The organism is Liquorilactobacillus sp., from assembly GCF_047719775.1.
Lineage (GTDB): Bacteria > Bacillota > Bacilli > Lactobacillales > Lactobacillaceae > Liquorilactobacillus.
Window position 1 is genome coordinate 150,845 of record NZ_JBDNTS010000001.1, and the last position, 14,291, is coordinate 165,135.

18 protein-coding genes and 5 pseudogenes are annotated in these 14,291 nt (G+C 34.5%); 13 read left to right on the forward strand and 10 right to left on the reverse strand.

What is annotated here, in order from left to right; all coding sequences use genetic code 11:
* Nucleotides 1-31: 31 nt before the first annotated feature.
* From ABF682_RS00715 to ABF682_RS00730, 4 genes are all read right to left on the reverse strand, one after another.
* Nucleotides 32-622: an NAD(P)H-dependent oxidoreductase gene (locus ABF682_RS00715; protein WP_415618682.1), complete on the reverse strand. Its 591-nt coding sequence runs from the start codon at nt 620-622 to the stop codon at nt 32-34.
* 3 nt (nt 623-625) lie between these two features.
* A complete protein-coding gene (locus ABF682_RS00720) occupies nt 626-1,192 on the reverse strand; it encodes a TetR/AcrR family transcriptional regulator (protein WP_415618683.1) in 567 nt (188 codons plus the stop codon).
* A gap of 355 nt (nt 1,193-1,547) precedes the next feature.
* Complete coding sequence (locus ABF682_RS00725; RefSeq protein ID WP_415618684.1) at nt 1,548-1,859, reverse strand: hypothetical protein; 312 nt, start codon at nt 1,857-1,859, stop codon at nt 1,548-1,550.
* A gap of 361 nt (nt 1,860-2,220) precedes the next feature.
* Nucleotides 2,221-2,979 (reverse strand): helix-turn-helix domain-containing protein, encoded by a 759-nt coding sequence (locus tag ABF682_RS00730; protein WP_415618685.1) that lies wholly within the window; start codon nt 2,977-2,979, stop codon nt 2,221-2,223.
* 520 nt (nt 2,980-3,499) lie between these two features.
* Between ABF682_RS00730 and ABF682_RS00735 the strand changes: the two genes are divergently transcribed.
* Complete coding sequence (locus ABF682_RS00735; RefSeq protein ID WP_415618686.1) at nt 3,500-3,760, forward strand: hypothetical protein; 261 nt, start codon at nt 3,500-3,502, stop codon at nt 3,758-3,760.
* A gap of 228 nt (nt 3,761-3,988) precedes the next feature.
* Here the strand turns inward: ABF682_RS00735 and ABF682_RS00740 are convergent, their stop codons facing one another.
* On the reverse strand, nt 3,989-4,225 hold the full coding sequence (locus ABF682_RS00740) for a hypothetical protein (RefSeq protein ID WP_415618687.1): 237 nt from the start codon (nt 4,223-4,225) through the stop codon (nt 3,989-3,991).
* 256 nt (nt 4,226-4,481) lie between these two features.
* A pseudogene (locus tag ABF682_RS00745) lies at nt 4,482-4,715 on the reverse strand (site-specific integrase); the annotation flags it as partial.
* Between the two features lie 92 nt (nt 4,716-4,807).
* On the opposite strand from ABF682_RS00745, the gene ABF682_RS00750 reads away from it, so the two are divergent.
* From ABF682_RS00750 to tnpA, 4 genes and pseudogenes are all read left to right on the forward strand, one after another.
* Nucleotides 4,808-5,089 carry a type II toxin-antitoxin system Phd/YefM family antitoxin gene (locus ABF682_RS00750; protein ID WP_415618688.1) on the forward strand — a complete coding sequence of 94 codons (282 nt, stop codon included), beginning with the start codon at nt 4,808-4,810 and terminating at the stop codon, nt 5,087-5,089.
* On the forward strand, nt 5,086-5,442 hold the full coding sequence (locus tag ABF682_RS00755; protein ID WP_415618689.1) for a type II toxin-antitoxin system YafQ family toxin: 357 nt from the start codon (nt 5,086-5,088) through the stop codon (nt 5,440-5,442). Before ABF682_RS00750 ends, ABF682_RS00755 begins: the two co-directional genes overlap by 4 nt.
* Nucleotides 5,443-5,713: 271 nt before the next feature.
* Nucleotides 5,714-6,022, forward strand: coding sequence for a type II toxin-antitoxin system PemK/MazF family toxin (locus tag ABF682_RS00760; protein ID WP_415618740.1), 309 nt, complete (start codon nt 5,714-5,716; stop codon nt 6,020-6,022).
* Between the two features lie 235 nt (nt 6,023-6,257).
* Nucleotides 6,258-6,553: pseudogene (tnpA, locus tag ABF682_RS00765) on the forward strand (IS200/IS605 family transposase); the annotation flags it as partial.
* Between the two features lie 82 nt (nt 6,554-6,635).
* On the opposite strand, the gene ABF682_RS00770 reads toward tnpA, so the two are convergent.
* Entirely contained in the window at nt 6,636-7,505 is an 870-nt protein-coding gene (locus tag ABF682_RS00770) for a LysR family transcriptional regulator (RefSeq protein WP_415618690.1), read from the reverse strand.
* A gap of 100 nt (nt 7,506-7,605) precedes the next feature.
* Here ABF682_RS00770 and ABF682_RS00775 point away from each other — a divergent pair, with 100 nt between their 5' ends.
* The 7 genes and pseudogenes from ABF682_RS00775 to ABF682_RS00805 all read left to right on the forward strand — a co-directional run bounded on the left by ABF682_RS00775 (nt 7,606) and on the right by ABF682_RS00805 (nt 11,534).
* A complete protein-coding gene (locus ABF682_RS00775; RefSeq protein ID WP_415618691.1) occupies nt 7,606-8,085 on the forward strand; it encodes a YbaK/EbsC family protein in 480 nt (159 codons plus the stop codon).
* A 17-nt stretch (nt 8,086-8,102) separates the two neighbouring features.
* Nucleotides 8,103-8,885, forward strand: coding sequence for a PhzF family phenazine biosynthesis protein (locus ABF682_RS00780; protein WP_415618692.1), 783 nt, complete (start codon nt 8,103-8,105; stop codon nt 8,883-8,885).
* Nucleotides 8,886-8,912: 27 nt separating this feature from the next.
* A complete protein-coding gene (locus ABF682_RS00785; RefSeq protein ID WP_415618693.1) occupies nt 8,913-9,395 on the forward strand; it encodes a GNAT family N-acetyltransferase in 483 nt (160 codons plus the stop codon).
* A gap of 47 nt (nt 9,396-9,442) precedes the next feature.
* On the forward strand, nt 9,443-10,138 hold the full coding sequence (locus tag ABF682_RS00790) for an aspartate/glutamate racemase family protein (RefSeq protein ID WP_415618694.1): 696 nt from the start codon (nt 9,443-9,445) through the stop codon (nt 10,136-10,138).
* A 64-nt stretch (nt 10,139-10,202) separates the two neighbouring features.
* Complete coding sequence (locus tag ABF682_RS00795; protein ID WP_415618695.1) at nt 10,203-10,763, forward strand: AEC family transporter; 561 nt, start codon at nt 10,203-10,205, stop codon at nt 10,761-10,763.
* Nucleotides 10,751-11,124: pseudogene (locus ABF682_RS00800) on the forward strand (cadmium resistance transporter); the annotation flags it as partial. The gene ABF682_RS00795 and the pseudogene ABF682_RS00800, both read left to right, overlap by 13 nt.
* 77 nt (nt 11,125-11,201) lie before the next feature.
* Nucleotides 11,202-11,534, forward strand: a complete 333-nt coding sequence (locus tag ABF682_RS00805) for an ArsR/SmtB family transcription factor (RefSeq protein WP_415618696.1) — start codon at nt 11,202-11,204, stop codon at nt 11,532-11,534.
* Nucleotides 11,535-11,591: 57 nt separating this feature from the next.
* On the opposite strand, the gene ABF682_RS00810 is transcribed toward ABF682_RS00805, so the two are convergent.
* Nucleotides 11,592-11,942 (reverse strand): fluoride efflux transporter FluC, encoded by a 351-nt coding sequence (locus ABF682_RS00810; protein WP_415618697.1) that lies wholly within the window; start codon nt 11,940-11,942, stop codon nt 11,592-11,594.
* A 534-nt stretch (nt 11,943-12,476) separates the two neighbouring features.
* Between ABF682_RS00810 and ABF682_RS00815 the strand changes: the two genes are divergently transcribed.
* Entirely contained in the window at nt 12,477-12,767 is a 291-nt protein-coding gene (locus ABF682_RS00815; RefSeq protein ID WP_415618698.1) for a hypothetical protein, read from the forward strand.
* Here ABF682_RS00815 and ABF682_RS00820 read toward each other — a convergent pair.
* Both ABF682_RS00820 and ABF682_RS00825 read right to left on the reverse strand, forming a co-directional pair.
* Nucleotides 12,751-13,818, reverse strand: a pseudogene (locus ABF682_RS00820) (IS3 family transposase). The gene ABF682_RS00815 and the pseudogene ABF682_RS00820 sit on opposite strands and share 17 nt — an antisense overlap.
* Nucleotides 13,819-13,897: 79 nt before the next feature.
* Nucleotides 13,898-14,011: pseudogene (locus tag ABF682_RS00825) on the reverse strand (helix-turn-helix transcriptional regulator); the annotation flags it as partial.
* Nucleotides 14,012-14,291: the final 280 nt, after the last annotated feature.

Consider the following 14,291-nt stretch of genomic DNA (forward strand, 5'->3'; position numbering starts at 1 on the left):
ATTTGATCTAGCCCTTCTTTTTGTATTATTTTTAGAATTGGAAAGGATATTTTTGAATTTTCTTCAAATGTTTTTCTCTTTTGGTAAGGCTTGAATTAGTTACATTACCAAAATTTATCCAAGTTCCGCGTTTAATTCCGAGTTGTTTGAGTGTTTTAGAGATGAAAATTTTTTTGATAGCATTACCCATAAATAATCGAAAGTAAAATGTTGGGGAAGTAGATGTTGTTAGGACATATGCATGAGTTAAGTTGGTTAAACAGCCATGGATGCCGTATTTAGAAACAGTATGAGAGAGCCCTTCCCCCTCTTTCATAACTTTATCAATGAATCCTTTCAACATTCCGGGGATACTATTCCACCAAATTGGGGTAATGAAAATGATTCCTTGTGCATTTTTTAAAAGTTCAAGATATTTTGTAACTAAGGGGTCATGTGTTTCTCCGGTGTGGAATAAGCGAAGCTCCTCTAGATCATAAAAAGGTTGAAATTTATCACAGTAAAGGTCAATAATTTCATAGGGAATTTTGTGTTGGGCTAAATTATTCTTAACAGCTTCTAGTACAGCGTGATTCAGGCTTTTTTGATATGGATGACAGTAGACAATTACAATATTATTCATAGTTTATTTCCCCCTAATTAACTCGGTTAAAGTGTGTTCGATTAAGGAAGTCTCTTTAGTGGTTACCTGATTTTTAATCAATATGGCATATCCTTGGATGAATGACCAGATTTGAATAAATAAAGTTCTGCTGGTTTCTTGTAGATTTTCCTTGTTGACAAGATCATTAATCAGTTTCATTGTTAGTGTTAATAATTTGAAAGAATGCTGATTGCTTGAATAGACGGAGTAGGAACCTAAAACTTCAGGGTTAAAGAATAAAAAATCAGCTAATTTTGGTTTAGTTATAAAAAAGTCGATTAATTCACTTCCTAATACACACAGTGCTTTTTGCGGATATGCTTCCTGATCTATAATCTTGGGATAGACTTGATTGTAAATTTGTTGTGAGATTCGTTGAGCTACCTCTAAAAATAAGGAATTTTTATTTTTAAAATGTTTGTAGAAGGAACCAGTAGTTAAATTCAAAGTTTTTACAACGCTTCTAATTGAGAAACTTTGGATATTTTCATTGCGTATTTTTTGAATAGTTACTTCAATTATTTTTTCTCTCGTATCATTTTTATTCATTTAAACTAACTCCTCCTTTTTAAAGGATAGCACTGTTACCTTTTGAAAACAATAATAATAATTTTCGTTATTTTAAATGTAATCGATTTATATATTTGAAAAAGGAGTAGGTCTTAAGTATGAGTAAGGTAAGGAGATAGAGAAAAGGGGAAAAAACTAAAATGTCAGAAATGAAAAAAATAGCGCTGATAACAGCGCGGTTTAAGGTAGTATTTAAGTCCACTAAAAAGCCTCTAACGATTCGTGGTCGTTGGAGGCTTTGGTGTATATTTGTTTACTTATTCTTTGTAAATTCATTGTAGCATTAAACAAAAAAGGAAGTGCAAAGAAGTAAAGTTCGGGTGAAATCTTTTTTTTATTTTGAAATCTCTTTCTCATAGGTTTTATAACCCTCAATAAAATTGGCAACTTCTAGAGCTTTGTTTTTTGAAATTAGATTGACTAAGTTTATTAAATTTTCTGGAAAATGTTTAAATGTGTGATTTTTTTGATAGTCTTTTTTAGCTTGGTTATAACCTCTGGTATAATCATCACTTTCGTTTACATTATCATGATATGAATAGTCATTTGTATCTTTCCAGTTTTTATAAGCTTGCTCGGCTTCTTGATAATCACCATTGTCGTAATGATTTTTAATATAGTCATGCAGTTCTTTAATGTTTTTCATTATAATTATGCCCCCGATATTATTTTGTCATTATATCATAGAGTGGTATAGGTTGCGTAACTTTGAAAAAATGAATGTATTAAAAAACCATGCGAAGTCTTGTTTAAAAATTAAATAGATTTAATGTTTATTAAATAAAGAAAGCGCATGGATCAACTGTTCCAGACGCTTTCTTTGAGACTTGCAATAGGTCTATCACTTTTTTAGTTTTTCATTAAGGATTTTCAGTTCTTTTCGCCTACTGGAAATAACCTCACTAATCTCTTCTATTTGGAAGGACTTATGGCACAGCCCCTTTGTATGGTTTATTTGTGTATTTATAGACCATGAAGTTACTTATCAGATGGTAGTAATTGTTTCTTTATTCAGTTACTAACTGTTGAACAGTGTCAGATACATGGATTTGTGTCTTAAATTTTTTGAGATCATGATTATTGGTCTCTGTATTTCCCTTATTGTTTAGTAGGGCGTCTAACGCTGCTAAGTTGCTAGCATATGTCTGGTTAATGTAAGTGCGAGGAACGATGCGAGCAATTTTAACATAACTGCCCTTGTGATAAGCCATCACATAAGGATCTTTAACTCCGGGATTAAGGCCTGTAGTTAAGGTTAACTTGGTCCATTCATTTCCCATCGTATTATCGGTGAACCAAGCTGTCCAATAATCATTAGTCTTTTTATTGGATATTTCTTTTTCACTAGGTAGTTTAGTGTATCCGACTTTATATGATAAAAACGGATTGACTCGATCAATCGTCCCAATGCCTTTATAATATCCCAGACATAAAATTCCAATACCAACAATCACTAGTGCAATCAAGGCACCTAAACCAAACGTCCAACGGCGGTAACGACTTTTAAGCTTAACGTTATGATCTATCTGGGTAGCCAAAGATGGTTCTTTATCTTTTTTCATTTCAATCTCCTCGTTGAATAGAAGTTTTTCGAGCGAGATGTTAAACAATTGACTCAAAGCATGTAGGGTCTCTAAACTCGGCATGTTCTTTCCGGTTTCCCAAGTTGAGACAGTTTGGCGGGTCACATGTAATTTTTTAGCTAACTCTTCTTGGGTTAAATTAGATTGTTTGCGTAATATTTTGATATCGTCTTTAAAGTTCAAATCTCACTCCTCCTAAATCATAATCAAAGATCTAAGGTAATCCTAGCAAGAATTACTAGCATTAGTCACGCAAATGTTACTTGCACAACTGGAATAGTTCGGTTAATGTCGCTAATAAAGCAAGGAATAACTTTGTTTAGCATAAAAAATAAAGTCATTCTTCAGACCATAATAACGTTCTGAAGCGTGGCTGTAGGAATGGTTCAAGGTCTATTTGTTTCAAATAATGTTTAACAAGGGCGAGCAATGATTCTCTGCTTGCTCTTTTCGTATTTTATAGACATAATTATTTTGAAATCAGGAGGGGTATTTATGAAATTTGGTGACTACTACCACATTTCATTGGATACTTTATTAAAGGAGGATTCTGGAATGAAGGAATACTTGGAAAAGAAAAGCATAGAAAAATCTATTCGTCCGATATCTAGATATCTATTATATTGCTTATTATCGATCTACTTTATCTCACACTACTCATCCTCAAATTATTAATGTAGTTCAGTTCAGCAATGATGTTGCCTTGATTCTAAATATATTTGGAATTTTAAATGCTATCGCTTTGATTCAATTAAGCTCTTTTAAAATAAAACTGGGTACCAAAAATAAAAAATTAATAGCAAATAGAAAGCTAAGTTTAGGTATAGGTGGAATATTACTCATAGCAGGAATGCTATTTCTCTTATTAACCAAACAGACCTTGATTAGTGGTATTCTAGCAGGAATGGGATTCGCTATTCTTGTATTTTATTTATTTTCAAAAATAAATTCTAAACTTTCATAAAATATTAATTCGTATTAAATTCTAGGGCCTATAATTACCAAATAATACCTATAAAGGACCAAATAATATCTCTGTTTGCTCTTTTTATTTATCATAAATGTAATTAATTATTCTGTTACCTAGTGGCACTAATTATTAGGCGTGTTAAATGTCCATCTAGAAGTGTATACCATAAAACCACGATTGAGTTTTTAATTTAATATTCTAAAAAATAAAAATAATGACACACTAAAAAAAAGCTGCGCCTATTATAAAGGCTATAATTCTTGTTGCGTTCTTTATATTTATTTTTCTGGCAATAGCCCCTATCCCTAATATTATTAAAAAAAGAAAATCATATTCAGATCCATTTGGATCATTTATAGTATCTCGTAATGTTTTATCATCTTTTGTTAGCGAGAAATAAATTAAAGCTATTCCAAAAATAAATGCAACCCCAATCCCCATTAATTCTAGAAATTTCATAATTAACCTCCTAACTAGCTTACACATAAAATATAGCTTTAAGTTTAACATATACGGCTAGAATTTTTTTCATTGAAAAACTTTACATCTTTGTTTCTTTGGTTACGTGACCTCTTCAGCGACATTGTTAATAGGTTTTAATACATTTAAAGGTATTAATAATAGTAATTTTTTGCTTTTGAATTTTTAGCATTCCTTTATCAGAATTGGCATTCTTCTATAATAACTATAAGGTCATACCCCAAGTAGTATGACCTTGAGTTGTTTTTAAGTATAGCAAGGTAACTTTGCCTATTTTTCTATTGTAGATAAACGCAGTCTGACGCACAGTTCCATTTTCGGTAAAGAATTGTCCAACGTAAACTTATACGTCACTTACGCACAACAAGGTCGCTTTATTCACTTGAAAAATTGTATAATTACGCTGGGCAACTTTGAAATTATGGAGTAAAGTATCCTGCACCTTTTTGAGAATATTTGAATCTTTGATTGGTAAGACAACTTATTGCATATTTCTAGCCTCTTTAAATTGATTTTTAGTACAAGTTAAAGTACGATATTAAGTACAGAGAGGGTGGCAATATGGCATTAGTACTAACACAAAGTGATTTTCGCGCTAACCTAAAAAAATATTTAGATCAAGTTAATGACGAAGACGAGACCGTTTATATTGCACGCTCAAATAGTCGAGCAGTGGCCATCGTTTCGCAAGAAAAAATGGACTGGCTAGAAAGAGCATTAGAAGCTAAAGAAGGTTCGTTAGAATATGCAATTGCGCGTGATCAGTTAATTAAACGACATGTTTTACCTGATGATGAAATTGTTGAATCAAATGATGATTATTGGGGTCAGTTTAAAGCATGAAAAAACTAAGATTTAAACCACGTGCCACTTTTAATGCCGATCTAAAACGGTTAGCCAGTTTAGACAAAACTATTATCGATGAAGTTCGAGCAGCTATCGATCTTTTACTTGAGCAACAACAGTTACCACCAGAATTTGAAGATCATGAGCTTAATCGGCGAATGAGCGGCTATAATGAATTTCATTTACGAGATACCCCGAGAAACAGAACACCAAACGAAACTAACGATGTCTTGGTTGTTTATACGATTGATAAAGATGAACTAGTCTTAATCGGAATTCGAGTTGGTTCACATGATCGTTTATTTCCTGGGCAAAATCGGTCTAAAAGTTATCGAAAAAATAACAAATGAAAAAAGTTATTTGTAGCATATAAAGTAAAATAGCCCCTAACATTTTAATTATAGTGTTGAGGGCTATTTAACAACGATCAGCCTTAAAATTGGCTAGTTGCAATAATTAAAAAAAAGCAACATGATAAATGTAATACGATGGTAAATGCAGAGGGGCGAATTAAATAATACTATTATTAAAAACAAGACGATTTCAACTCGTGTAATATCTGACATTAGTGAACGGGCTAAAACTAATCTAGCAAAACAAGGGTTAACCGTTTCTGAGTATATTCACTTATCTTTGGTTAAAGCGGCCAATAATAAAGTTCGTTTAGTTGTGAGCAATGATCACTATAATTGCTATTTTAATACGATACTGGTTGTACCAATCAGTACGGCTGACAAATATCGCACCTTAGAAAAGTATGTTAAATCACCGTTATTTATTGGGATAGACAAGGGAGAAGTTCACGGCACAGCGTTATTACAGCATGTCCGCGCCGTTGATCCAACAAAACGATCAGATGGAGAAATTGAGGCTACTTTATCTCAGCAAGAAATCAGTTCAATTAGTACAAAAGTCCAACAATTTTTTTGAAAAACAGATATCATTTATTAATAAAAACGGTAAATAATATCTAAAAAAGGCAAGCAATGATTCACTGCTTGCTTTTTTTATTTTTTAATATGTTAAATAAACCACAAGTTTTACTTGTGGGGGTCAAAAAATCTTTAGCGATAAAAACTTCCTTTCGTATAGTTTTTGGCTACCAACCAAGACTATACGAAAGGAAGTTTTTGCATTGTCAAAAGACGATAATAGCTTAGCACATATGAGATGGAATTGTAAGTATCACATAGTGTTTACGCCTAAATATCGAAGAAAAATTATTTATGGGGAACACAGAAGGGATATAGGTCATATCATATACTTAGAAGGTTATGTGAGTTAAAGGAAGTGGAAATAATTGAAGCACATGCAATGCTAGATCATATTCATATGCTTATAAAAATACCACCAAAAATAAGTGTTTCAAGTTTTATGGGATATTTAAAGGAAAGAAGTGCAGTAATCATCCACGAACGTCATGCAAATTTGAAATATAATTATGGAAATAGGAGCTTTTGGGCAAGTCCTTCTAGGGCTAATAAAAAGCCACCAACTATGCTGGTCGATAGTTACTAGGAACTTATGATACAGCCCCATCCTGCTAAGGTAATAAATCAACATTTTCCATGATAAAGTCAATAAAATACTGACTGGCAATGGGTAACATAACTATTTTTTGACTAATAATACCAATTTTTCGGGTTAGTTCGGGTTGGATTGGTAAAATAGCGACTTGGTACGCCGTTTTTCGTAGGACAAGTTCTGGTAGAATACTAACACCTAAGCCTAATTCAATCATGGAGAGAATAGAATAATCATCGTGGACTCGTAACTTAACATTAGGACGTAAATTAGCGGTCGCAAAGGCAGTTAGCGGTTCACTGTAAACCCCCTCTTCTAATTCTAAAAAAGGCTCCGGGGCTAAATCAGCCAAGGTAACAAATTTTCTTTGTACTAAGGGGTGATTAAGGGGTAGCACCGCCCTTAAGACCCCTGATTTAACAAATTGAACTGCGGTATTTGGCAGGGCATCGGGACTAATAAAACCGAAATCAGCTTGATTAGTTCGCACCCACTCAGGAATAGTTGTGTAGTTACCTTGATGCAAAATGAATTTAACTTGTGGATATTTTTCTTGAAATTTTTGAATTAATACCGGCAACCAATGGGCTGAAATACTCGAAATCGTCCCAATTCTAACAGTCCCAGAACTTAATTCTTTGATTTCCTGCACCTTTTCTTGCATCGCTTGATATTGGCGAATGGCGTTTTGGATTAAAGGGTACACTTGTGCACCCTCTAAAGTTAGTTGAACTCCTGCATGTGACCGATAAAGCAACTTAATTGAAAACTCATCTTCCAATGCAGCAACCATATGACTAACAGCTGATTGGGTATAACCAAGCGCTAAAGCCGCTTTGGAGAAACTGCGAAGTTCAATGACCTTCTGCAAAGCTAAGAGACGTTTCATTAATATTAATTCCTTTCATATTTGTATGACTATTATTTGTTTTACTAATGATTGGATTTACTATACATTAATCTTATTAAGATAACAAGGAGTTGAGCAAATGTCTTACCAAACTGTCAAACAATATTTTGATCAACTAGGGCTCGCCGAACGGGTGACCCACCTAGATGAATCGAGTGCCACTGTTTTAGAAGCCGCCCAGGCCTTGAACTGTGAGCCAGCGCATATTGCCAAAACGCTTTCTTTTTTAGTCAATGAACAACCAATTCTGGTGGTCATGGCTGGAGACACGAAAGTCGATAATCACAAGTTCAAAACTGAATTTCGACAACGACCACGAATGATGCCGAGTGCTCAAGTTGAAGCCGCAATTGGACATGCTCCCGGCGGAGTTTGTCCCTTTGTTACTAAACCAGGAGTGAAGATTTTTTTAGACGTTTCGTTGAAACGCTTTGCAACCATTTATCCGGGTGGTGGTGACGATCACAGTGCTGTTAAATTATCACTATATGAGCTTGAAAAATACATTGATGTAGAACGATGGGTTGATGTATGCAAGGGTTGGTTAGTGAACGCGTAAAAAAGGAGGGTCTAGTAATGGCCAAGAGTTATGTTGTTGATGCTTTTACAGATAAAATTTTTAAAGGAAATCCAGCAGCGGTGTTGTTTTTACCAAAATATCCCAGCGATCAATTAATGCAAAATATTGCGATGGAAAACAAATTATCCGAAACCGCCTTTGCTGTTAAACAAGATGCTGCTCATTATGATTTACGGTGGTTTACCCCAAGAGGTGAAATTGATCTATGTGGGCATGCGACTTTAGCAACCGGTTTTTTAGTCTTTAAATATGCGGCTCCTGAAACTGGTGATACCGTCACCTTTAAAACCAAAAGTGGTGATTTAACGGTGACTAAGAAGGGGGGATTATATGAAATGAACTTTCCTTCTTATGATTTGAAACAGGTATCAGTAACTAAAGAAATGACCCAAGCGTTTGGAGCGCAACCAGAGGCCGCCTATTTAGGTAGAGATCTTTTATGTGTTTTCCCTGATGGGACTGATATCGAACAACTGAATCTCAATATGGATAAATTAAGTCAATTAGATGGTTTATTGCAGCATGCGACAGTTGCCAGTGATCAATATGATTGTGCTTCCCGTTCTTTTGCCCCTAAGTTAGCGGTGCCGGAAGACCCAGTTTGTGGCAGTGGTCACTGTCATATTGTCCCTTATTGGGCTAAGCATTTGGGTAAAAACAAGTTAACGGCTTATCAAGCTTCACCACGATCAGGTATTTTATATTGTGATTATCAGGGCTCACGAACATTATTGAGTGGTCAAGCAGCGCTCTATTCAGTTAGTGAAATCTATATTTAACAAGTAATCATTGTAGGAGAGATGTTCATGCTTTATATTCGAACAATTCAAAGTAACGATGATCCTGAATTAAAACAATTGGTCCAAAAATCACTGCAAACTTATCATTTAGACATTCCGGGAACAGCCTATTTTGACCCTGAACTTGATCATTTAAGTCTATACTATGGTGCTAAGGTTCGTCGCCAATATTTTGTTGCTACCAACGAACAACAAGCTGTTCTTGGCGGTACGGGAATTGCCGAATATGATTTGCAAACTCAAACAGCTGAACTACAAAAACTATATTTAACTCCCAGTGCCCAAGGACAACACCTAAGTTACCAATTGTTAGATGCAGCAATCCAATTTGCTAAACAAGCGAGATACCACCGTGTTTATTTAGAGACCCACCACAATCTGAAAACTGCCATTCATGTTTATCAGAAATATGGATTTTTAGAATTATCAGAGCCTTTAAAGCGTGGTGAATACTCGGCAATGGATTGCTTTTTTGCAATCGATATTTAAGCATGAATAATTGATACTGTGTAAAGTAAGATTGGAGATGAGTGATTATGAAAAAGTTAGGAATTATTGGTGGTATTGGGCCTGAAGCGACGATTAATTACTATTTAGCGGCGATCAAAAGAACTCAAAAAATCTTGGGAACCACTAAGCAGCTACCAGAGATCGTTATTAACAGCATCAATATGTATCATATGTTTGACTTACTCGAGCGAAAAGATTATCCGGCCGTTGTTGCTTATCTAGTCAAAGCGGCCAATGAGTTACAAGCTGCTGGTGCCGATTTTGGTTTAATGTGTGGCAACACCCCCCATATTGTTTTTGACCAAGTTCAACAACAAACTTCATTACCATTACTGAGCATTGTGACAACGGCTTTAAAACAAGCACAGAGCTTACAGTTGAAGCGCGTGGTACTTTTAGGCACTAAATTCACGATGCAAAATACATTCTTTAGTCAACCGTTTATTGATGCTGGTATCAAGCTGGCTTTACCCGATTCTGCCGAACAAGCCTGGTTACATCAAAAGATCGTTGATGAATTGGACAACGGCGTAGTTAAAAGAGAAACCAAGCAGAGGCTACTGCACATGACACAGCATTTAATTGAACAGTATCAATTAGATGGCCTGATTCTTGGTTGTACAGAGCTGCCATTGATTCTTCACCCCATTGATTTTTCTGTTGCTGTTTTAGATACTGCCAAAATTCATGTTGAACGAGCAACTGAGTTAATTTTAAGTTAAAACATTTGTATCAAATAATCATATAAAAATTATTATGGCATTGACCTTGATAAGGAGCGTTGAAATGGCCCAAATTTTAATTAGTGCACTACTGCCAATTATTATCACTTTATTATTAGGCTATTTCGCCGGGATAAGAAAAGATCTTGATGGTTACGCAGCGGTAATTTTGAACAAAGTTATTCTAAAATATTGTTTACCTCTTAGTTTATTTGGCGGGATTGTTTCCACTAAACGAATTGAACTTTTAAAAAATGGCCCCGTGGCAGCATGGATATTACTAGGTATGATAGGTGGGTATTTAGTTTACTTTTTAATTGCCCACTATGGCTTTAAAGCAAGTCGACAAGTGACTGCTTTGAGGGCGTTAACTATTTCTGGACCAGCAATTCCTTTTATAGGACCTGTCATTTTAGGGGCGCTCTTTTCACGAGAAAGTGCACTCTTAATTGGAATTGGTAGCCTAATCTTAAGCTCAATTCAAATTCCAATGTCTATCGTATTACTTACGCCAGATACTAAAAATCAATGCACTTCAGTGAAAAATACCTTGGGACCAATTTTTAAACAAGGTATTGTTTGGGCGCCACTACTGGCTTTTGTACTTTCAATGAGTGGTTGCTAGGGATTTTACCCATTTATATGGCTTTTCGTGATGACGATGATGAGGAAAAAACGGGCATCACAAATCACAGGTTATCAGTGTCTTGATTACTTATTTGTCGGTATGTGCTGGATGTAATCCTTCAATTTTTTTACCAGTATTAGTTGGTGAAACGCTAGCCAATTTTCTATCTACATTGGTATTTATTGGGGCACTAACAGTTTTAATTGTCCTCTTGATCAAGTTAATAGCTGATATTCCAATTGTTTCTAAGGTCATGGCCGCTCATGGTGAGAAACTAATGAAGGTTTGTTATATCATCATTGGATTGTATGTTTTTTGGGATAGTGGTTTAATTAGTCATTTGATAGCCCTCTTTTAACCACTAACACGTTTTGTTAAAGTTGATCTAATTAAAACTAAATTTAATATATAGTAGATTTAATTTAAGGAGGAAAAATGGCATTAAAAAGCTCGTCTTTAATTGATCAAAAACACTTAATTGAGTCTGAACGTATTTTTAAACTATTGAGTAATCCTAAACGTTTACAACTGTTGAAGTTACTAGAAAATCACAAATTATCGGTTACAGACATTGTCCAAATCTTAGGTCTCGAACAGTCAGTTGTTTCACATCAATTAGCTATTTTAAAGCAACACCAATTGGTCAGTTCTCAACGAGTAGGTAAATTGAACTATTATCAATTAGATGTCATAAATGAGATGCTTGAAGTGGGAAAAAGCATGGTGAATAAAAATAAGCTAACTTTGGTTACGGCTAGTAAGAATTAAAAAAATCGCCTGGAATATTGTTCCAAGCGACAAGTAATCCCGAATAGGACGATTTATTTATAGCAAGTAGCTCCCAAAGAATAGCGTAATCCCACCGACAACACTAAGAAACAAATAAACTAGGGTGACACGAATATTTTTAGCTAATATAAATTCTATAGTTTCATTAGTTATAGTCGAAAAAGTAATGAAACCACCACAAAATCCAGTTCCTAAAAATAAATACCAAATGGAGTCACATAATAGATACCTAACAATAACTCTCAAACCAAAAGCGCCTACGAAGTTAATTAGCAAAGTTGCCAAGGGAAAGTTAGGAACGGTTCGAGCGTCAATGAATTTAGTTAGATCATATCTGCTAACAGAACCGATTGCGGCGCCTATCTCCATAATGAGTAATAGTTGCATTTAGGATTGAACTTGCTTTCTTAGATAATCACCCAGGATAATGTCTAAATAAGCCATGGCAAGTCCTAAAATAATGCTACTTAACAAGTAGGTTGCCGCTCCCAAATAATGACTTTGTTGAGTTAGGTCAAAAATGTCACAAGTAAATGTTGAGAAAGTGTAAAAGCATCGATAAACCCCGTGCCAATGGCTAAAGTGAGTGTAGCCAGATATTATTACGGTCAAAAATAAAATATGTTTTAATTATTTTATTCTTCATGTAATAGTTTAAAGGATGATTAAAAATGTGGTATTTTGAAGAAGATAATGCAAACCCGATAATCACAGGCAAACAGCAGGCTCAATCAAACCATGGAAATATTAAACTTAACTATTTGCCAACAACCACCTTTTTTTTGTATATGAGAGGTCTAGAATCTATAAAAGTATAAACTTGAATTAATTCGAAAAAATTTCCTAGATTTTTAAATTCTTGCCCTATTTATAAAGTTCCAGGGAGTGAAGTCTGTTTACTAGATGGGGCGCGGTGCCCCAATGGCAGTAGATACGATTGAAGTCCTCAAAGCATATGGTGTTGAGAACATAATTTCAATAGGTCTAATGGGTTCAATAGTCAAGAGGGTTGATGTAGGTGATATTGTAATTCCAAGTAAGGATTATGTAGAAGAAGGAACATCATTACATTATTATAAAAGAATTGAATATAGCACACCAGATTTAGAATTATTAAATATAATTTCTGGAAAAAGTCCAGACTCAATAATAAAACCAATTGTTGCTCCTAAGTCAATATTTGGCACATGTTTTTCTAGACACTTGTTCTGATTCTTTCAGTGTTGAACCAATTAATATAATTTGAGATCCTGAGAATTAAGTCTTCAAAATTCGAAAAGTGCGTTTGAAAAACAAATTCTCTTTTTAATAATGAGTGAAAAGCTTCTATTTGGCTATTATCGTAAGGGTACCCTTGCTTAGAATACGAATGGACGATCTGATGTCGTTTAAGCAGATTTTCAACCTCACAGCTTGTATATTGTGAACCCATATCTGAATGAAAATATGCTGGTTTTTTATGATGCTCAAGTGCTTGATTAACTGTATCTACTACTATTTTGGCATTCATCTGTCGTCCTATTTTATATGCGAGTATCTTATGAACTCTGGGCTCATATACTGAACTAAGATATACCCAAGTTCCAGGTCGTAGCTCAAGATAAGTAATATCAGCCCGCCAAACACTAGCTTTTGGTTTGTTTTTAATCAAATTTGGACGTTGTAAATAATCGACATGGGTACTAGGCTTTTTAAAACGTAAATGCATGAGAGAGTGAATCTTCATTTCTTGCATTAGACGAAAACCCCGTTTGACACCAACTATAATCCCTACTCTATTTAATGCTAGTTTAATTCTTGGATAATCATAGGCGCGATAGTTTTTTCCCCAGATTTTTCGAATGATTTCTTTTAAATGCTGGTCAGCATGATCGTGTTGACTAGGGTGATAGTTCAGCCAATGGTAATAGGTACTACGGGCTAATCTTAAAGTTGAAAGTATTAAGGATAGGCGGTGGTAGAGTAGCTGACTCTTAATGAAAATAAGGGTTTTAACTTGCCCTAACGCTTTCCCAATAACACCGCCGCAGCTTTTAAAATCTCCAGCTCCTCCTTGAGACGTTGGTTTTCTTTTTGTAATTTTTTAAATTCTTTAGAAGTAACTTCAGTTCCATCATCAAGTTCAACAGATTTTGCATCTTTAATCCAGTTATGAATTGACACGAGATACTGCACATTCTTTTGAAAGAGAACGAACTGATCTCTTTTCCTCGATGTGCATTTTAATAATGCTCGCTTTAAAATCGTCGGTATATCGTTTCATATAAAAACTCCTATCCTAGTTATTTTATTATGGCACAAATGTCTAAATATTTATGTACCAAATACTAGGATAGGAGCATTTCGTTTTCCCAACTAGAAATTGTTTGTCTAGTAATAAAGAAATCATTAGCAACTTGCTCTTGAGTTGAATTCATTTCTGTTCTTGCGTTTTTAAGACGATCACCAAATTTCATAAATACCCCTCCTGATTTCAAAATAATTATGTTCATAAAATACGAAAAGAGCAAGCAGAGAATCATTGCTCGCTCTGGTCAGACGTTATTTAGAACTTATAGCCCCTAGAATAACTGAGCTAAATATTTATTTATATTCGATTAACACATTGTTGGCAAATTTAAGGCTACCGTGGTAATCTGAATTTTAGAAAATTGTTACTTACTTTCTGTTTGTTTATTAAATTATTTTTGTTAGTTTATCTTGATTATATTTAAGCAGAGTTCCTCGTATTATAGT